The 17,117-nt window shown below is 60.5% G+C and carries 19 protein-coding genes and 1 riboswitch; of the genes, 15 read left to right on the top strand and 4 right to left on the bottom strand.

Features of this window, described 5'->3' with window-relative positions:
* The first annotated feature begins 36 nt into the window (after positions 1-36).
* The 4 genes from EAV92_RS17735 (at position 37) to EAV92_RS17720 (ending at position 3,306) form a co-directional block, all read left to right on the top strand.
* On the top strand, positions 37-840 hold the full coding sequence (locus EAV92_RS17735) for a GAF domain-containing protein (protein ID WP_123042326.1): 804 nt from the start codon (positions 37-39) through the stop codon (positions 838-840).
* A 43-nt stretch (positions 841-883) separates the two neighbouring features.
* Positions 884-1,090 (top strand): hypothetical protein, encoded by a 207-nt coding sequence (locus tag EAV92_RS17730; RefSeq protein WP_123042325.1) that lies wholly within the window; start codon positions 884-886, stop codon positions 1,088-1,090.
* A gap of 151 nt (positions 1,091-1,241) precedes the next feature.
* Positions 1,242-2,342: a redox-regulated ATPase YchF gene (gene ychF / locus EAV92_RS17725; protein ID WP_123042324.1), complete on the top strand. Its 1,101-nt coding sequence runs from the start codon at positions 1,242-1,244 to the stop codon at positions 2,340-2,342.
* 133 nt (positions 2,343-2,475) lie between these two features.
* A complete protein-coding gene (locus EAV92_RS17720; protein WP_123042323.1) occupies positions 2,476-3,306 on the top strand; it encodes a stalk domain-containing protein in 831 nt (276 codons plus the stop codon).
* 48 nt (positions 3,307-3,354) lie between these two features.
* Here the strand turns inward: EAV92_RS17720 and EAV92_RS17715 are convergent, their stop codons facing one another.
* The 3 genes from EAV92_RS17715 to EAV92_RS17705 form a co-directional block, all read right to left on the bottom strand.
* Positions 3,355-3,858 (bottom strand): DinB family protein, encoded by a 504-nt coding sequence (locus tag EAV92_RS17715; protein WP_123042322.1) that lies wholly within the window; start codon positions 3,856-3,858, stop codon positions 3,355-3,357.
* Between the two features lie 88 nt (positions 3,859-3,946).
* Entirely contained in the window at positions 3,947-4,888 is a 942-nt protein-coding gene (locus EAV92_RS17710) for a helix-turn-helix transcriptional regulator (RefSeq protein ID WP_123042321.1), read from the bottom strand.
* The gene (locus tag EAV92_RS17705; protein ID WP_123043793.1) at positions 4,885-5,343 is read right to left on the bottom strand and encodes a GNAT family N-acetyltransferase; all 459 of its coding nucleotides are present in this window, start codon (positions 5,341-5,343) and stop codon (positions 4,885-4,887) included. Before EAV92_RS17705 ends, EAV92_RS17710 begins: the two co-directional genes overlap by 4 nt.
* 195 nt (positions 5,344-5,538) lie before the next feature.
* On the opposite strand from EAV92_RS17705, the gene prfA reads away from it, so the two are divergent.
* The 10 genes from prfA to EAV92_RS17655 all read left to right on the top strand — a co-directional run bounded on the left by prfA (position 5,539) and on the right by EAV92_RS17655 (position 14,902).
* Entirely contained in the window at positions 5,539-6,612 is a 1,074-nt protein-coding gene (prfA, locus tag EAV92_RS17700; protein WP_123042320.1) for a peptide chain release factor 1, read from the top strand.
* Between the two features lie 32 nt (positions 6,613-6,644).
* A complete protein-coding gene (prmC, locus tag EAV92_RS17695; protein ID WP_123042319.1) occupies positions 6,645-7,547 on the top strand; it encodes a peptide chain release factor N(5)-glutamine methyltransferase in 903 nt (300 codons plus the stop codon).
* Positions 7,548-7,667: 120 nt separating this feature from the next.
* Positions 7,668-8,471, top strand: a complete 804-nt coding sequence (spoIIR, locus tag EAV92_RS17690) for a stage II sporulation protein R (RefSeq protein ID WP_123042318.1) — start codon at positions 7,668-7,670, stop codon at positions 8,469-8,471.
* Positions 8,472-8,558: 87 nt separating this feature from the next.
* Positions 8,559-9,650, top strand: coding sequence for an L-threonylcarbamoyladenylate synthase (locus EAV92_RS17685; RefSeq protein WP_123042317.1), 1,092 nt, complete (start codon positions 8,559-8,561; stop codon positions 9,648-9,650).
* A 126-nt stretch (positions 9,651-9,776) separates the two neighbouring features.
* Positions 9,777-10,337: a manganese efflux pump MntP gene (locus tag EAV92_RS17680; protein ID WP_123042316.1), complete on the top strand. Its 561-nt coding sequence runs from the start codon at positions 9,777-9,779 to the stop codon at positions 10,335-10,337.
* 24 nt (positions 10,338-10,361) lie between these two features.
* Positions 10,362-10,958, top strand: coding sequence for a low molecular weight protein arginine phosphatase (locus EAV92_RS17675; RefSeq protein ID WP_123042315.1), 597 nt, complete (start codon positions 10,362-10,364; stop codon positions 10,956-10,958).
* Positions 10,959-10,997: 39 nt separating this feature from the next.
* Positions 10,998-11,080, top strand: a riboswitch (ZMP/ZTP riboswitch).
* A gap of 150 nt (positions 11,081-11,230) precedes the next feature.
* Positions 11,231-11,689, top strand: coding sequence for a ribose 5-phosphate isomerase B (gene rpiB, locus EAV92_RS17670; RefSeq protein WP_123042314.1), 459 nt, complete (start codon positions 11,231-11,233; stop codon positions 11,687-11,689).
* Between the two features lie 17 nt (positions 11,690-11,706).
* A complete protein-coding gene (locus EAV92_RS17665) occupies positions 11,707-12,294 on the top strand; it encodes a TIGR01440 family protein (protein WP_123042313.1) in 588 nt (195 codons plus the stop codon).
* A gap of 81 nt (positions 12,295-12,375) precedes the next feature.
* Positions 12,376-13,623 (top strand): serine hydroxymethyltransferase, encoded by a 1,248-nt coding sequence (gene glyA / locus EAV92_RS17660; RefSeq protein ID WP_123042312.1) that lies wholly within the window; start codon positions 12,376-12,378, stop codon positions 13,621-13,623.
* A 124-nt stretch (positions 13,624-13,747) separates the two neighbouring features.
* Positions 13,748-14,902: an MFS transporter gene (locus EAV92_RS17655; protein WP_123042311.1), complete on the top strand. Its 1,155-nt coding sequence runs from the start codon at positions 13,748-13,750 to the stop codon at positions 14,900-14,902.
* A 252-nt stretch (positions 14,903-15,154) separates the two neighbouring features.
* Here the strand turns inward: EAV92_RS17655 and EAV92_RS17650 are convergent, their stop codons facing one another.
* Complete coding sequence (locus tag EAV92_RS17650; RefSeq protein ID WP_123042310.1) at positions 15,155-16,180, bottom strand: NADH:flavin oxidoreductase/NADH oxidase; 1,026 nt, start codon at positions 16,178-16,180, stop codon at positions 15,155-15,157.
* Between the two features lie 275 nt (positions 16,181-16,455).
* Between EAV92_RS17650 and upp the strand changes: the two genes are divergently transcribed.
* Positions 16,456-17,085: a uracil phosphoribosyltransferase gene (gene upp, locus EAV92_RS17645; protein WP_123042309.1), complete on the top strand. Its 630-nt coding sequence runs from the start codon at positions 16,456-16,458 to the stop codon at positions 17,083-17,085.
* Positions 17,086-17,117 lie beyond the last annotated feature (32 nt).

Genomic DNA, 17,117 nt, shown 5'->3' with positions numbered 1-17,117 from the left:
ACTGGAGGCGATTGCCAATCGAAAAGGGGGGAGTTCATGGACGGTTTTTTGAAAGGAATCCTGGACAAGCTGCCGCCTTGGTTTTACAGCGTGTCCGCGGTATTGTTTCTCTTGGTGCTCATCATCTTTTTCGGAATGACCTTGTTCGGAGCTTCCAGGATTACGAGGGCGATGCACAGCATCATGAGCCGCGACCGGCGCATCGAGCAGCTGCATGACAGGCTGCATGAAGCGATCCGGCGCGCGGAGAGGCAGGACAACGTGGCCTCCCAGCTGGCGACGGCTTGCGGCAACCTGAGTCCCTTGCTGCATCAGCTGAACGCGCTGCGCTCCCACCTGAACCTGATGACGCGGATGAACGAGATCGAATCGCTCGCGCAGCGGTGCCTCGACACGCTCTCGTCGGACATCAAGGTCAGCGCGGGCGGACGCCACCGCTGCGCGCTTTGGGTGCAGCAGGAAGAGGAGCTGCTTCTGGTGTTCGCGAGCTCGGGGTTTCCCAAAACGCATCCCGGCAACCGCAGGCTCCACATCCATCGATCGATCGCCGGCCGATGCCTGCGCAAAAGGCAGATGATCCATGTCGACGACGTCACCGAAGACGACGACTGGGAACCGAACCATGACTCGAAATCGCCCTACGCTTCGCTCATTTGCGTGCCGGTGAGCACCTGGGTCGTGCTGACCGTGGACGGCATCCAGGCGATGAGCCGCGAGGTCGAGCTGCTGTGCGAGCTTTACGGCGTCTTGTTCGAAGGAATCTTCCAGGAGCAGGTGAACACGGTGCAGCGGCTGGCCGGCGAGCACTTGGGCGAAGAAGCGAATGCCAGTGGCGCCTAAGCCCAATTTATGGTAATATCGGATCCAAAAGGAGCGTGGATCCGTGGTTCGTTTCATCCGTATTCCGATGATCCGGGCGGTGGCCCAAGCCGCGCTGGAACAAAATAAATTGACGCCTTTCGATTACGACGGAGTCGTGCAATGGATCGACCTGCTGGAGCAGCAGAGCGGCCGCCGTCAGGACGACCAAGCGATCCGGCAGGCGAGCGAATGGATGATCCGCCGGCGCCGATCCGCCTCCGCCTATTGACCGGCCTGACGCGCCGGGCTCCCCGCACGGGAGCCCGGCTTTTTTCATGCGCATTCGAGGCTTTCGAGAAGGAGATGCCGGATCGGACAATGGCGGGCGTTCGCAATCTGCGATATAATGTGCTGAGAATTGTAGAGGAGTGGTCTAATCAATGCCGCTGTCGTGTGGAATCGTCGGCTTGCCCAACGTCGGCAAATCGACTTTGTTTAATGCGATTACGCAGGCGGGCGCCGAGTCCGCCAATTATCCGTTTTGCACGATCGATCCGAACGTGGGCGTCGTCGAGGTACCGGACGAAAGGCTGCAGAAGCTGGCCGACATCGTCGTGCCGAACCGCATCGTCCCGACGGCTTTCGAATTCGTCGACATCGCCGGCCTCGTGAAGGGCGCGAGCCGCGGGGAAGGCCTCGGCAACAAGTTCCTGGCCAACATCCGCGAAGTCGACGCCATCGTTCACGTCGTCCGCTGTTTCCATGACGAGAACATTACCCACGTCTCGGGCAAAGTCGATCCGATCCATGACATCGAGGTCATTAACCTCGAGCTGATTCTGGCGGACATGGACTCCGTGGAGAAGCGCATCGAGCGCTCCCGGAAGAATATGAAGGGCGGAGACAAGAAGTACGCCCAGGAAGTCGAAGTGCTTGAGCGCATCCACCAGGCCCTTCTCGCCGAGAAGCCCGCGCGCAGCGTGGAGCTGACGGACGAAGAGAAGCAAATCGTGCGCGATCTCCATCTGCTGACGATCAAGCCGGTTCTGTACGCGGCCAACGTCAGCGAGAGCGAAGCGGCGAACGCCGACGGCAACGAGTACGTCCAGCGCGTCCGCGAATTCGCGAAAGCGGAAGGCTCCGAAGTGGTGCCGATCAGCGCCAAGGTCGAGAGCGAAATCGCCGAACTGGAAGGCGAAGACAAAGAGCTCTTCCTGGAAGAGCTCGGCTTGACGGAATCCGGGTTGGACCGCCTGATCCGCGCGGCGTACAAGCTGCTCGGGCTGTACACCTACTTCACGGCCGGCGTCCAGGAGGTCCGCGCGTGGACGATCCGCAAGGGGACCAAAGCGCCGCAAGCGGCCGCCGTGATCCATACGGACTTCGAGCGGGGCTTCATCCGCGCGGAAGTCGTATCCTACGACGACCTCGTGAACTCCGGTTCCATGAACGCCGCCAAGGAGAAGGGGCTTCTCCGTTTGGAAGGCAAGGAATACGTCGTCGCGGACGGAGACGTCATGCATTTCCGGTTTAACGTATAATCGCAGCGTTACAGTGCTTAGGGGCGGCCTTCGGGCCGCTTTTTTGTTTTGTCTAGCAACTTTTCGGCTTCGTATCCGTTAGAATGAATGGAATATTATGGGCGAAAATCCATCGAAAAGGGAGTGCGTGGGGATGAGGAAAAGGATTCGAACGGTACTGGTGCTGACCGCGGCGGGACTGCTCACCGTGACGGCTGCCGCCGGCGCTTCTGGCTTGACCTCGAAAGTGAGCGGGCTTCTGCGCAAGGACGTGATGGTCGTCGTGGGCGGACTCGACTCGGGCATGGTACCCGTATTCATCGATGGCAAAGCTTACCTGCCGGCGCGGGAGGTTGCGCAGAAGTTCGGGTATAAAATCACTTGGGTTGAGGAACACAAGGTGGTGCTGCTGGAGGATGAATCCACATTTTTTAAGGACAACGGCGTTATCACGAGCGTAGAGCAAGAAGGAGACGGCAGGGTGAGGTTCGATTTCCTCGGGCGGTCGCCAAACGATGCCAACAGGCGGATGATATTCCATGCGAACGCTAAATCATCCGTTATCACGGATGAAGAGGGCCGTCCGGCCGGATTGGATGCGCTCAAGCCCGGCGTTCACGTCGCGGTCGATTACGGACCTTTCGTGTCGGCTAGCCTGCCAGGAAGCGCATTCGCGCAGAATATCGTCGTGGGAACGCAAAGGCTTATCCGCGAAGACAAGCTCGGCGATATTCGGATTACCGACGAAGGGACTTCTCTTATTCTCGGCACCGGAGAAGGCAATGAGTTCCATACCGATCTCGTCCTGAACGCCGGCAAAGAATCCACGGTCATCTCCTCGAAAGGCGACCCGCTCTCTTGGACCGATCTCAAGAAAGGCATGCGGATCCGGGCGTATTACGGGCCGGCCGTCTCGAAGAGCATCCCGCCGCAAGCCCCGATCGACACGATCGTCGTGTTGGACGACGTCGCTCCCGGCAAATAAACAAAGGCAGTCCGGAAGCCGCCAAGGCGGAAAACGGACTGCCTTTTTTCAAACGACGGGCGGCTTCATGCCGAATTCTTCCCATTCCTCGTATACGGGACCGTACATGCCCGGGATCTTGAGGCCGGCTTGCCGCATCAGCACGGTCATTTGGGCGCGGTGATGGACCTCGTGCTGGATGACGACTCTCAGCGTCACGGCATTCGACCATTGCTCGCCGTACATGTCGTGGACATCCCTTAGATTTTCGTCGGTCCATTGAGTCCGGATCGCTTCCCGCATGGATTGTTCGGCGATCCGGTATGCCTCGACGATCTCGGCAGCGGAGGCGGGAACATGGTCGTAGCCGAATGGGGCTTCGAAATGAAGGCCCGTCCGGGTCAGCATCTCGTGAGGGGATACGATCAAGTGGGAAGCGAGACGACCGATCGTCCGGCGCCCCGCGCCGACCTGCTGGTTCAGGGCTTCGTCCGTCAGGGCGGCGAAAAGTTTTTTGGTGGATGCGGACTCGTGGTTCCACTCTTTCATGAATTCTTCGATCGTGTGAAACATGTGTATTCCTCCCGTTCTCCGATAGGTTGGATGCCGCCAAGCGGACATCACGACAACAGCATACAAAAAGACCACTGACAGCAGGCTGTCAGCGATCCGCGTACAGGTTCAAAATTTCTTCGGCTTTCTTCCGCATCGTCTCGGCCGCTTCCCGCGGCTCCAACACCTTCACGTCAGCTCCGAAACCGAGCAGGTGACCGTACAGCCACGGCTCGTCCGGACGTGATGCCCGCACGAGAAAGGAGCCGTCCGGCAAATCCTCGATGGCGTCCGCCCCGAAAGCGTCCACCGCCTTAGCCCGTGACCTCGGCCCGAAATGCAGCACCAGATCGATCATGTTGCCGTGGATCCGGTGCTCCCATCTGAGATAGTCCCCGCTCGGCGGCAGCTCCCTTCTCACGAAAGAGGGACCCGTGACCGCCAGCTCCCGGATTCTCGACAGCCGGAAAATCCGGAAATCCTCGCGCAATAAACAATAGCCGTACAAATACCAGACGTAGCCTTTAAGCACCAGCTTCATCGGCTCGCAGGACCGTGTGGTTTGGTCGCCGTCTCCGCTGACGTAAGCGAAAGAGATGATTCGACGGTCTCGAATCGCATCCCGCAGGCCGGCCAGCTTCTCTTTATCCTCTTGTCCCCGGCTCCAAGGGTTGATGTCGATTGAGAGATGCTCCGACGTTTCCCCCAGCCGTTCGTGCTCGGACTTGCCCAGCATCGCGCCGACCTTGTCGAGCAAGGGCTCGATTTCCCGGTCTTCCAGCGTCGAGCGGATGCCGCGCAGGGCGATGACGATCGAGCCCAGTTCCTCGAACGAGAGAACCTGACGGTCGAGCCGGTATCGGTCCGCGATTTCGTACCCGCCGGAGGTGCCGGCATAGGACACGACGGGGATGCCGGCGAATTGGATCGTTTCCACGTCGCGGTAAATCGTTCGCAGGGAAACCTCGAAGCGGTCCGACAGTTCTTTGGCGCTGACACGCTTGCGGTTGAGCAGCAGCATCGTAATGGCGAGCAGGCGGTCGAGCTTCATAAGGTTTTCCGGTAGCAGACGCTCAGCTCGTCACCTGCGTACTCCCCGAACGGCTCGATGCGATGGTAGCCGTTTTTCTCATAGAATCGGATCGCCTCCGGCTGCCTAACGCCGGTTTCCAGCAGCAGGTCGGCGAAGCCGCGGCGGCGGGCGGCGTTTTCGAGCGCGTCCAGCATCTCCTTGGCGATGCCGCTCCCCCGGTAGGCCAAATCCACGAAAAACCGTTTGAGCTCCGCCTGTGAACCGTCCAACGGACGAATGCCGCCGCAGCCCACGGGTTGGCCGTCCGCGCGGGCGACGACGAACGTCATTTTGCGGACCTTCGGATCGCCAAAGTCCACGCCGTAAATCGTTTCATGCGGATATCTGGCCCGTAAGTCCTCGTCCAACTTACCGATGAGATAGGCCAATTCCGGGTCGCCCGGCGCCACTTCCCGAATGTTCAGTTCCGACACCAATTTCACCTTCCCTGCAGGTTTCCGTGCATTTTCGCGTCTTTATGCGTCTATTTTAAAGATTCGGGCCGTAGATTGCCACGCAATCTTTCTGCCGGGAACCGGGCATCAATCACTTGCAAGGATGTGATATAATAAAGGTTGCAAAACCGACGCATCATGAATGGTGCGGCAAACAACGGAGGTTGAGGAGAAGTGCTGGACCGTCTGCAAGCTTTGGCGGATCGATACGAAAAGTTGAGCGAGCTGCTGTGCGATCCCGACGTGGTGAACGACTCCGCGCGGCTTCGTTCTTATGCGAAGGAACAATCCGGCCTTGAGGAAGCGTACCAGGGCTATCAGGAATATAAAACGGTGCTGGAGCAATTGGCCGGCGCCAAGGCGATGCTCGAAGAAAAGTTGGACGACGAAATGCGCGAAATGGTTAAGCTGGAGATCGATGAGCTGGATGAGCGGCGCGCGGAGCTGGAAGACCGCGTCCGTATCCTGCTGCTGCCCAAGGATCCCAACGACGGCAAAAACGTCATCGTGGAAATCCGCGGCGCCGCCGGCGGCGAGGAAGCCAACCTGTTCGCGGCGGATCTGTACCGGATGTACGCCAAATACGCGGACAGCCAAGGCTGGCGCACGGAGCTGCTGGAGGCGAACGTCAGCGATCTCGGCGGATTCAAGGAAGTCATTTTCCAAGTATCCGGTTCCGATGCTTACCGCAAAATGAAATACGAGAGCGGGGCGCACCGCGTGCAGCGGGTTCCGGAAACGGAATCCGGCGGGCGCATCCATACTTCCACGTCCACGGTCGTCGTCATGCCGGAGGCGGAGGAACTCGACATCGAAATCCTCGACAAGGATATTCGAGTCGATACGTTCTGCTCCAGCGGCGCCGGCGGACAGTCCGTCAACACGACGAAGTCGGCCGTGCGCGTGATGCACATCCCGACCGGCATTATAGCGACGTGCCAGGACGGCAAATCGCAGAACGATAACAAGGCCAAAGCGCTGCAAGTGCTGCGCGCCCGCATCATGGACATCAAGATGCAAGAAGAGGAAGCCAAGTACGCGGGCGAACGCCGCGAGAAGATCGGAACCGGCGACCGGTCCGAACGGATCCGGACGTACAATTTCCCGCAAAGCCGGGTAACCGACCATCGGATCGGGCTGACGCTTCACCGGCTCGATTCCGTGCTGAACGGCGACATGGAAGAAATCGTGCAGACGCTGACGCTCGCCGAGCAGCAAGCGGTGCTCGAACGCGAGAACATGGGCTGATCGCCCGGATAGAACGCAAGGGGGCTCCCGGTTTGAGCGCGGAGACGAGGAAGACGCTGCGGGACGCATGGTCCCAAACGAAAGCGAGATTGGAGCAAGCAGGAGTGGAAGAAGCGGCCGCGGACGCGGAGCTTCTTCTTTTGCATTTGCTCGGCAAGAGCAAGGCCGAGCTGCTCAGGGATTGGCGCGAGCCGTGGCCGGCGGGCGCCGGGTTGGATGCGGCGTGGGAGGAGCTGCTGCGCCGCAGGGGGAGCGGCGAACCCGTGCAGTATGTGACGGGGGAGCAGTATTTTTATGGGCGGCGGTTCGAAGTCGGACCGCAGGTGTTGATTCCGCGGCCGGAGACGGAGCTGCTCGCGGAAGCGGTGCTGCTTGAGGCGGACAGGCAGTGGCCGGCAGGCAGCGGCGCGGTTCCGCGCGTGCTCGACGTCGGGACCGGCAGCGGCGCTCTGTCGGTGACGCTGGCGGCCGAGCGGCCGACGTGGCGGGTGACCGCCAGCGATTTGTCCGCGGACGCGCTGGGGATGGCGAAGCGCAACGCAGCGGCTCTGCTGGGCGCGGAGGAGCGGATCCGGTTCGTGCAGGGAGACCTGCTCGAACCGTTCATGGCGGAAGCGGGAGGGGAGCCGATCGACGTGCTCGTCTCCAACCCGCCGTACATCGCATCCGGCGAAATGCCCGACTTGCAGCGGGAAGTCCGCGATTTCGAGCCGCATCTGGCGCTCGACGGCGGAGATGACGGCTTGACGCCGTACCGCCGGATGGCGGAGCAGCTTGGGCGGCTCCCGCAGCTACCTCAGATCGTCGCCTGGGAAGTCGGCGCCGGCCAAGCGGAGGACGTCGCGGCGCTGCTGCGTGAAGCGGCGGACTGGGAGCGCATCCGCTTCGTCGTCGACTACGCCGGCATCAACCGGCACGTCATCGCCGTGAGGTAAGCGCCCCTCCCTTTTTCCGATTTGCTAGGTTTATAGATTCGCCGACTGGACATAATGATGGCTAAGACGTTCCGGAACGCATAGCGAGCGCCGACGGGTGCTCAAGGAGAGAGAATCCCTATGCGACGTCAAGGCCATCATTTTACTTTTATCCGTACGAAGTTTGCTGCCATCTTCCCGAACTTGAATTTCCAGGCTGCGGCGAAAGCCGTCCTTGTATGCTTGATCCTAGTGCCGTTGTTGTCTTCCACTATGGGAGCTGCGGCTCAAGCCTCCTCCTCAGAAGATGAGGAAACCGCGATTCCGCCGGACGCGATCCGCATCCGCATTTTGGCCAATTCCGACTCGGACTTCGATCAGAAGGTGAAGCGCGATGTTCGCGACCGGGTGGAGGCGCTTATTTTGTCTTGGGGACCGATGCCGGGGACCCATGAACAAGCTCGTGCGTTGATCGCCTCCCACTTGAATGAAATTCAGCAAACGGCCGACCAAACGCTGCAAGAGTGGGGCGTGGATTATGGCGCCGCAACGGAGCTGGCTAAGGTGCCTTTTCCGGAAAAAACGTTCGAAGGACGCAGCTACCCATCCGGCAACTATGAAGCGCTGCGGATCTCACTGGGCGGGGCGCAAGGTGCCAACTGGTGGTGCGTGTTGTTTCCTCCGCTGTGCCTGACCGCGGCGACGAAATCGGAAGAAGCCGCTACGGCCAAACCGGCGGAAGCCCAAGCGACGGTCGGCAAAGCATCCACGAAAACACCGGTTAAAACTTCTGTGAGATTAGCTTCCGCACAAGCGAACGCAAACGACGATGCAGCCGGCAAAGCGGCCGATGCCGACAGCGACGCCGACAAACCGAAGCCCCGGTTCTTCCTGTGGGAGCTGCTGCAAAAATTCGGCGAGTTCCTGGGCTCGATTTTCTCGTAAATCGGCCGCCCCCGGACATCGCGCTTCGGCCTCCCGCCAAAATATGCTATAATCGCGACGAGAAACCTCAAGGATGGATATCGCGCCATGACGAACACGAAATATTGGCCGGCGGACGACGAATCGTCCTCGGGCTTGAAAGAAGCCGCCGCGGCCCTCGCCGCCGGCGGCGTTGTTGCATTCCCGACCGAGACGGTATACGGTCTCGGCGCCGACGCGCGGAACACGGACGCGGTCCGGCGGATTTTCGAGGCCAAGGGCCGCCCGTCCGACAACCCGCTGATCGTGCATGTGGCGTCGGAAGAAGCGCTGGATTCGCTCGCGGAACAGGTCAACGATCTGGAAAGAAAGCTCATTCGCGCTTTCTGGCCCGGACCGCTGACCCTCGTGCTTCCTGCGAAGACCGTCGCCGTGTCCCCGCTCGTCACGGCGGGTCTCGACACCGTAGCGGTGCGCATGCCCTCGCATGAAACGGCCAGACGGCTCATCGAGCTGTCCGGCTGCCCGCTGGCCGCGCCGAGCGCGAACCGGTCCGGTCGCCCGAGCCCGACGGCCGCTGCCCACGTGATGGAAGACCTTGATGGCAGGATCGACGGCGTGCTGGACGGCGGTCCCACGGGGGTGGGGTTGGAGTCCACGGTCGTGCGGGTGCTGGACGGCGTCATTCACATCCTCAGACCGGGCGGCGTCACCGCGGAGCAGCTGCAAGCAGCGGCCGGTCCGGAAGCCCGCGTCGAAACCGGCGGCGAATCGGCGGCCGAAGGCGCTCCGGAAGCGCAAACGGCGGAGCAGCCCCGCTCGCCCGGCGTGAAATACACGCATTACGCCCCCGAAGGCGAAATGCTGCTCATCACGGCAGATAACGACGACGCCCTGATCCAAGCGGTACGCGAAACAGCGCGCCAAGCCCGGGACGCAGGCCGCAAAGTCGGCATCATCGCGGCAGGCGAGCACGCCGGCCGCTACGAGGGAGCAGCGGACGAAATCCTCGTCTGCGGCTCCAGGCAAGCGCCCGAGACGGCGGCGCAGCAGCTTTACGCGACGCTTCGGGAATGCGACAGGCTCGGTCTCGACTTCATCGTCGCCGAAGGGTTTCCCGAGCGGGGAATCGGAGCCGCGCTCATGAACCGCATGCGCAAAGCCGCCGGCGGCCGCGTGAGGTCTGTCCCCCAACCGTAACCTGTCCCCGCGGCGGGTCATGTTCCCCCTCTTGTCCGCATATGCTCAGAAAAGAGCGAAGGCGGATTTCGCGTCCGGGATCGATCGGCATCCGCCGTTTCCGGAACGCGCGGGGGGGATAAGCTAATGTTGGAGATGTCCGCGTCCGCCGGCCACCTGATCGCCATCCTGCTGATGGCGATCGCCTTGGGCATGGACGCTTTTTCGCTGGGCATCGGCATCGGGATGAAGGGCGTCAGGCTCTTGGACGTGCTCAAGCTAAGCTCCGTCATCGCGCTCTTCCACATCCTGATGCCGCTGGGCGGGATGGTGACGGGACAATACGTGAGCTCGCTGCTCGGAGGCGTGGCGACGTCTGCCGCTGGGGCGTTGCTTCTGCTGCTGGGCGGGCATATGGTGTACAGTTCGCTGCGGGGGGAACAGGTAGAATCGATCGACCATCGCACCGGATGGGGACTGATCGTGTTCTCCTTAAGCGTCAGCATCGATTCATTTTCGGTGGGCGTGTCGCTCGGCATGTTTTCCGGGCATTTGCTGTTCACGGTGTTGATGTTCGGGTTATTCGGAGGGTTGATGAGCGTGCTCGGCCTGCTGCTCGGACGCAAGGTCGGCCGTTCCCTCGGAGGATACGGCGAAGCGTTCGGCGGCGTGATCCTATTTGCGTTCGGGCTGCTTTTTCTGTTATGAATACGGTAAGAGGGAGGGGGAAATATGCGCACCATTCTGTTCGTATGCACGGGCAACACCTGCCGGAGTCCGATGGCGGAAGCGATGCTGAGAGATTTGGCGGGCCGCGCCGGGAAGGCGGTCGAAGTCCGTTCGGCCGGCCTGGGAGCCGTGGATGGATATCCCGTTTCCCCCAACGCCGCCGAGACGCTTCGCCGCCGCAAGCTGCCGGTCCCCGGTCCGTCCCGGGCCTTGTCCGCGGATCAAATCGCTTGGGCGGATCTCATTCTCACGATGACGTCGTCTCATAAGCAGGCGATCGTACGGCGCCACCCGGACGCCGCGGATAAAACCTACACGCTGAAGGAGTTCGCGCTTCGGGACGGAGCGTTGGCCGCCGACCTCGAAGAGGCGGAGCGCCTGTACTCCGAATGGCAGATTCGCCGCGCGCTCGGCCAGAATCTCAGCGAAGAGGAGCGCCGCCGTCTCGAGGAGCTGGAACGCCGGCTGCCGGATTTCGACATCGCCGATCCTTTCGGGGGACCGCTCAGCTTCTATGAGAAAAGCGCGGACGAGATCGAAAATGCCGTGCTGCGCCTGCTGGACAAGTTGGAGGACGCGGAACACCGGAAACCGGATTGATTTTTACCTTCGGACCCGTTATGATGAGGGTACAATTTAACGTTCCGATGTGACTGGCGACGCGAAGTGGGTGGAACCACGGGGGAGCATCGGAATGACGGCCGGTCGCCTGGGCGAAGAGCAGTGCGTTTGACGACGCGCTCGCTCTTTTTTGTCTTTTTCGGCAAAATTTGCGTGTCGAAGGAGGAATGCCCTCAACTGTTGGCCGGCGGACAATTCAGGTATAATACCCTTGTGAATACGAGCCGTTTATCCTTGGGAGGTAGTCATCCATGAAAATAGCGATTGGTGCCGATCACGCCGGTTACCGTCTGAAAGACGTCATCGTTCCGATGCTGAAGCAGCTGGGCCACGAAGTGCTCGACGTCGGCTGCGACTGCGCGGATTCCGTCGATTATCCGGATTACGCGATTCCCGTTTGCGACATGGTCGTGAACGGCGAAGCGGAGCGGGGGATCCTGATTTGCGGCACGGGGATCGGAATGTCGATCGCGGCCAACAAAACGCCGGGCATCCGCTGCGCGCTCGTGCACGACTTGTTCTCCGCCAAAGCGACCCGCGAGCATAACGACACCAACGTGCTCGCCATGGGCGAACGAGTCGTCGGTCCGGGCCTTGCCGAGGAGATCGTCAAAGTTTGGCTGGACACGCCGTTTTCCCAAGGCGAACGCCATCTGAACCGGATCCGCAAAGTGATGGGGCTCGAAGACAAACAGGCTTTGCATCCTTGATGTCGGAGGTGACCGGCATGACGACGAAGGAACAAGCGCCGATCGCCGATCTGGTCGAGCAAGCGTTAACCGAGCTGGCGGAAGCCGGCGGCATCGGCTCCGGCAAGCTGGTCGTCATCGGGACCAGCACCAGCGAAGTGCAAGGACGCCGCATCGGCACGTCCGGAGCGGAGACGGTGGCCGCCGAGATCCACGAAGGCGTAGAGCGGGCCCGTGCCAAGATCGGCTTCGCCGCGGTGTGGCAATGCTGCGAGCACCTGAATCGCGCTCTGGTCATGGAACGCCAACTGGCTGAAGCGATGGGCTGGACGATCGTGTCGGCGGTGCCCGTTCCGAAGGCCGGAGGCTCCATGGCCTCGTATGCCTACCGCCGGATGAAAGACCCTTGCCTCGTCGAACAAGTGCAGGTCCATGCGGGCCTCGACATCGGCGAAACGCTGATCGGCATGCACCTGCGTGTCGTCGCCGTACCGTTTCGGCCTTCCGTCCGGTGGATCGGCGAAGCCCGCGTGACGGCCGCCTACAGCCGTCCGAAGCTGATCGGCGGAGCGAGGGCGGTATATGAACTGCCAACCGAGACGTCCTCGAGCGGAACTTGCGATTAAATCGTACGGATCGACCGAACATCTACCGATAAATTTTCATTTTCGTCCCTATCCCATTCGAATATTGGAGGTTTTCCCGTCATGGATCAATTGCGCCAGCAAGACCCCGAAATCGTCAAAGCGTTAAACCTGGAGCTCGGCCGCCAGCGCGACAACATCGAGCTGATCGCTTCCGAGAACATCGTCAGCCCCGCCGTCCTGCAAGCGATGGGCACGGTGCTCACGAATAAATACGCCGAAGGCTATCCCGGCAAACGTTACTACGGCGGCTGCGAATACGTCGACATCGCCGAGGACATCGCGCGCAACCGCGCGAAAGAGCTGTTCGGCGCCGAGCATGCGAACGTGCAGCCCCACTCCGGCGCGCAAGCGAACATGGCCGTCTACCTGGCCGCGCTCAAAACCGGCGACACCGTGCTCGGGATGAACCTGGCGCACGGCGGCCACCTCACGCACGGCAGCCCGGTCAACGCGTCCGGCCTGTTCTATAACTTCGTCGCTTATGGCGTCAGCGAAGATACGTTCACGATCGATTACGACGAAGTCCGCAAAGCGGCCTTCAAACATCGCCCGCGCATGATCGTCGCCGGCGCGAGCGCGTACCCGCGCATCATCGATTTCGAAAAAATGGCCCAAATCGCCAACGACGTCGGCGCTCTCCTGTTCGTCGACATGGCGCATATCGCGGGCCTCGTGGCGGCCGGCGAGCATCCGAGCCCGGTTCCGCACGCGCACTTCGTCACGACGACGACGCACAAAACGCTCCGCGGTCCCCGCGGCGGCCTGATCTTGTGCCGCCAGCCGTGGGCGGCGGCGATCGACAAAGCCGTATTCCCGGGCTCCCAAGGCGGACCGTTGATGCACATCATCGCCGCCAAGGCGGTCGCCCTCGGCGAGGCTCTGCAGCCGTCGTTTAAAGACTACGCACGCAACATCGTCTCCAATGCGAAGGTGCTGTCCGAAGCCTTGCTGGCGGAAGGCCTGAACCTGGTATCCGGCGGTACGGACAACCACCTGATGCTGATCGACACCCGCAACCTGAACATCACGGGAAAAGACGCCGAGCATGTCCTCGACTCCGTCGCCATCACGGTCAACAAGAACGCGATCCCGTTCGACCCGACGAGCCCGTTCGTGACGAGCGGCATCCGGATCGGCACGCCGGCCGTCACTTCCCGCGCCATGGGCGCCGAAGCGATGAAGACGATCGCCAAGGTCATCGCCATGACGCTGAAAAACCCGAAGGACGAAGCGACGCTCCGGCAAGCCCGCGATCTCGTTCGCGACCTGACGGCGCAATATCCGCTGTACCCGGGCCTGCAATATTAATCCCAGCCATTCGGACATCCCGCTCCCGCTTCGCGGCGGAGCGGGATGTTTTTCTTTCCAGGCGCCGAAGCGGCGCTGTCCTGTGTTACAATGACCGCATGCTATCCAGAGAGGATCCTGCAGGTTGAAGAATTTATCCGTATTCTATTTCTTTTATTACTTAGGCATGTCGATGTACTCTCCTTTTCTCAGCCTCTACTTCGAGTCCAAAGGATTCAGCGGCACGGCGACCGGACTGCTTCTGTCGGCGTGGGCCGTCTCGGGAGTGGTTTCACCGCTGGTCATGGGCATGATCAACGACCGGCTCCGCAACCCGCTGACCCTCCTTCGAGTGTGCGTGGTCGTCATGCCGGTGATCGGGCTCGGATTTTACTTTTCGGGCGGGTATGCCGTTTGTTTGGCGCTGGCCATCTTGTTTTCCTGGTTTTCGTCATCTGCGATGCCCTTGACCGATTCCGCGGCGGTCCAGATCGGAAGCCGAGAAGGCTTCTCGTTCAGCAGCGTTCGGCTGTGGGGGGCGCTCAGTTACGCCATCGGATCGTTCATCACCGGGTTTATTTACAAGGAAACCGGCTATCCGGTCAGTTTCCTGATCTTTTTCGCCATGAGCATTCCGATCCTCGTATCGATGCTGAGGCTTCCGGCGGTGCCGCGTTCTTCGGGCAAAAGGCCGTCCCTGATCGAGCAAGCGGGTACCGCGGCGAGTAACCGGCCGTTCCTGCTGTTCGTTTTCATGGGTTTCTTGCTGATGACCTCGATGGCGGTGAACTCCTCCTTCTTGCCGCTGTACTTCCGGGAAAAAGGGTTCGACCTCGGCTTCGTCGGCACGGCTTATTCCGTTGCGGCGCTGATCGAGGTGCCCATGTTCGGGTTGTCCGCTCGCTTGGTGGGCCGTTTCGGCCGGTTTCCCATTCTGGCGTTCGCAGCCGGCTGTTATGCGCTAAAATGTTTTTGCCTCTTCGCGTTCGACAACATGGCGCTGACGATGGCGCTCCAACTGCTGGACGGCGTCTCCTACGCTCTGTTCGCGGGCGTTGCGGTAGAGGTCGTCAACGACTTGTCCGACGAAAAATCGAAAGCGACGTCGCAAGCGGCTTTCGCGGCTTTGACCTATGGGTTGGGCGGGATCATCGGAAATGCTTCAGGGGGAGCGGTGCTGGAGATTTGGGGCGGGTCGACGCTCTACTTGCTGCTGTTCGGGATGAGTCTGTGCGCAACGATTCTCTTGATCGCAGTGAGAAAGTGGAAGGGCTTCGCCTCTGCGTCTCCCTCGAATTAGCGAGAGCTTACGGAACTGAAAAGCGTTATTCGTCGGACAAAGGTCATTTTGAAAATCTAACGGAACTCAGTGACGTTATAGTCCGTATTTCACGAAGAATTAACCTCATAATGGCTGAATAGCGGCGTAGAGTTCCGTTAGTCTATCAAATGGGCTCAAATAACCGGAATAAGGTCGCTGAGTTCCGTTAAAGTAGAGAAAAAGATGGCGAAGCAGAGGAGAACCCTCTTGCCTCGCCATCTTTTTCTTTATTCACTTATAACCGCGCTCGTATTGCTTCACGATGTCGGCTTTGCCGTCCAGCGCGCGCAGGGTGTCGATCGCCCAATACGGCTGGCGCAGCAGGCCCCGGGCGATCGCGACGAGGTCGGCGTCTCCGCCGGCGACCGCGTGTTCGGCCAAGGCTGGGTCTTCCATCATGCCGACGGTCATGACCGGCACGCCAAGCTGCTCCTTCACGGCCCGAGCGTACGGAAGCTGGTAGCCGGGGTAGTTGCCCGGTTTGCGCGGACCCGCCGGTCCGCCTTCGCCGCCGGTGGAGATATCGAACATGTCGACGCCTGCGTCTCGGTACGCCCGGCACATTTCCAACGAATGCTCGAGTCCGTATCCGCCTTGCATATACTCAATGGCCGAGACCCGCATAATCAACGGCATATCCGCGGGTAATACTTTTTTGACGGCTCGAATGATCTCTACGCCGAATTTGGCGTAGTAGGCGCCGAATTCGTCCGTCCGCTTGTTGATGCCCGGGGATTGGAACTGATGGATGAGATAGCCGTGCGCCCCGTGCAGCTCGATCGTGTCGACGCCGGCTTCGACCGCCCGGCGGGCGGCGTCGGCGAATTTGCCGACCATTTGCCAAACCTCTTCGGTCGTCAGCGGCCGCGGCTTTTTGGCGTCGGGGGCGAATGGCTCGTCGCCCGGACCGACCGGTACTTCCGCGTCGAGCGCCTTGCGGCCGGCATGGGCGATCTGAATGGCGGCTTTGGCGCCGTATTTATGGATCTCGTCGATGACGCGGCGGAATGCGGGGATGTGATCGTCCGACCAGATGCCGAGATCCCGGTTGCTGATGCGTCCGTCCGGCTCGACGTCCGTCATTTCGATGATGATGAGGCCGGTGCCGCCGATCGCTCTCGTGGCATAATGGACGAAGTGCCAATCGTTCGGCTTGCCGTCTTCCGCATCCACGGAGTATTGGCACATGGGGCTCATGACGATTCGGTTTTTCAGCTCCAGGCTTTTCAGTTTGTAAGGTTGGCCCAAATGGCTCATGGGAACGCCTCCTGACGGTAGGGAATAGGATATGTTTATCATTTTACAGGTTCGGCATTCCTACTGCAAAAAAGATAGCGGCAACAAAAACGAAAGCCCGCTATCGCGGTTCCCGTGCGGAAATCGGATGCGTTTCCGGCGTCAGGGCATGTCCGCAAGAGAGTTGCGCAAGCTTCGGGAGACAATGTTATAATGAAGGGCAAGTCACATAGCCGAGGCCGACCGCCGCATCCAAGCGTTACCCGTCGGGCCTCCATTCGAAAGGGAGGAAAATCATGGGGCGACTCGTGATTTGCGATCATCCGCTGATCCAGCATAAAGTAACGATTATAAGGGACAAGGAAACGAATACGAAACAGTTCCGGGAATTGGTCGATGAGGTCGCGATGCTCATGGCTTATGAGCTGACCCGGGACATGCCTTTGGAAGAAATCACCGTACATACGCCGGTTTCGGAGGCCGTCGGGCGCCGCATTGCCGGCAGAACGATGGGCCTCGTTCCGATTTTGCGCGCGGGACTCGGCATGGTCGACGGGGTGCTGCAAATCCTGCCTTCCGCGAAGGTGGGGCATATCGGCATGTACCGCGATCACGAAACGCTGCAGCCGGTCGAATATTACATCAGCCTTCCGACCGACGTCGAAGAGCGGGAGCTGATCATCATCGATCCGATGCTGGCTACCGGCGGCTCGGCGAACGCCGCTATCGACATGCTGAAGAAGCGGGGCTGCCGCCCGACGAAGCTGATGTGCCTCATTGCCGCTCCCGAAGGCGTCAAAGCCGTGCAGGAACGCCACCCGGACGTGGACATTTATCTGGCGGCGCTGGACGAGAAGCTCAACGAGCAAGGCTACATCGTGCCGGGTCTCGGAGACGCGGGAGACCGCCTGTACGGCACCAACTAAGGATTGCCCAAGGTTAAAGGAGAGACCGACAA

The sequence above is a fragment of the Cohnella candidum genome (genome assembly GCF_003713065.1).
Taxonomy (GTDB): Bacteria; Bacillota; Bacilli; order Paenibacillales; family Paenibacillaceae; genus Cohnella; species Cohnella candidum.
The sequence above is the reverse complement of the archived record's forward strand: the minus strand, read 5'-3'. Positions and strand labels throughout refer to the sequence as shown.

Excerpts from the sequence above, each read along its gene's own strand:
- EAV92_RS17735 (WP_123042326.1), top strand. The coding sequence starts at position 37 with ATGGACGGTTTTTTGAAAGGAATCCTGGACAAGCTGCCGCCTTGGTTT.
- ychF (WP_123042324.1), top strand. The coding sequence starts at position 1,242 with ATGCCGCTGTCGTGTGGAATCGTCGGCTTGCCCAACGTCGGCAAATCG.
- EAV92_RS17720 (WP_123042323.1), top strand. The coding sequence starts at position 2,476 with ATGAGGAAAAGGATTCGAACGGTACTGGTGCTGACCGCGGCGGGACTG.
- EAV92_RS17715 (WP_123042322.1), bottom strand. The coding sequence starts at position 3,858 with ATGTTTCACACGATCGAAGAATTCATGAAAGAGTGGAACCACGAGTCC.
- EAV92_RS17710 (WP_123042321.1), bottom strand. The coding sequence starts at position 4,888 with ATGAAGCTCGACCGCCTGCTCGCCATTACGATGCTGCTGCTCAACCGC.
- spoIIR (WP_123042318.1), top strand. The coding sequence starts at position 7,668 with ATGCGACGTCAAGGCCATCATTTTACTTTTATCCGTACGAAGTTTGCT.
- EAV92_RS17685 (WP_123042317.1), top strand. The coding sequence starts at position 8,559 with ATGACGAACACGAAATATTGGCCGGCGGACGACGAATCGTCCTCGGGC.
- EAV92_RS17680 (WP_123042316.1), top strand. The coding sequence starts at position 9,777 with ATGTTGGAGATGTCCGCGTCCGCCGGCCACCTGATCGCCATCCTGCTG.
- EAV92_RS17675 (WP_123042315.1), top strand. The coding sequence starts at position 10,362 with ATGCGCACCATTCTGTTCGTATGCACGGGCAACACCTGCCGGAGTCCG.
- rpiB (WP_123042314.1), top strand. The coding sequence starts at position 11,231 with ATGAAAATAGCGATTGGTGCCGATCACGCCGGTTACCGTCTGAAAGAC.
- EAV92_RS17665 (WP_123042313.1), top strand. The coding sequence starts at position 11,707 with ATGACGACGAAGGAACAAGCGCCGATCGCCGATCTGGTCGAGCAAGCG.
- glyA (WP_123042312.1), top strand. The coding sequence starts at position 12,376 with ATGGATCAATTGCGCCAGCAAGACCCCGAAATCGTCAAAGCGTTAAAC.
- EAV92_RS17650 (WP_123042310.1), bottom strand. The coding sequence starts at position 16,180 with ATGAGCCATTTGGGCCAACCTTACAAACTGAAAAGCCTGGAGCTGAAA.
- upp (WP_123042309.1), top strand. The coding sequence starts at position 16,456 with ATGGGGCGACTCGTGATTTGCGATCATCCGCTGATCCAGCATAAAGTA.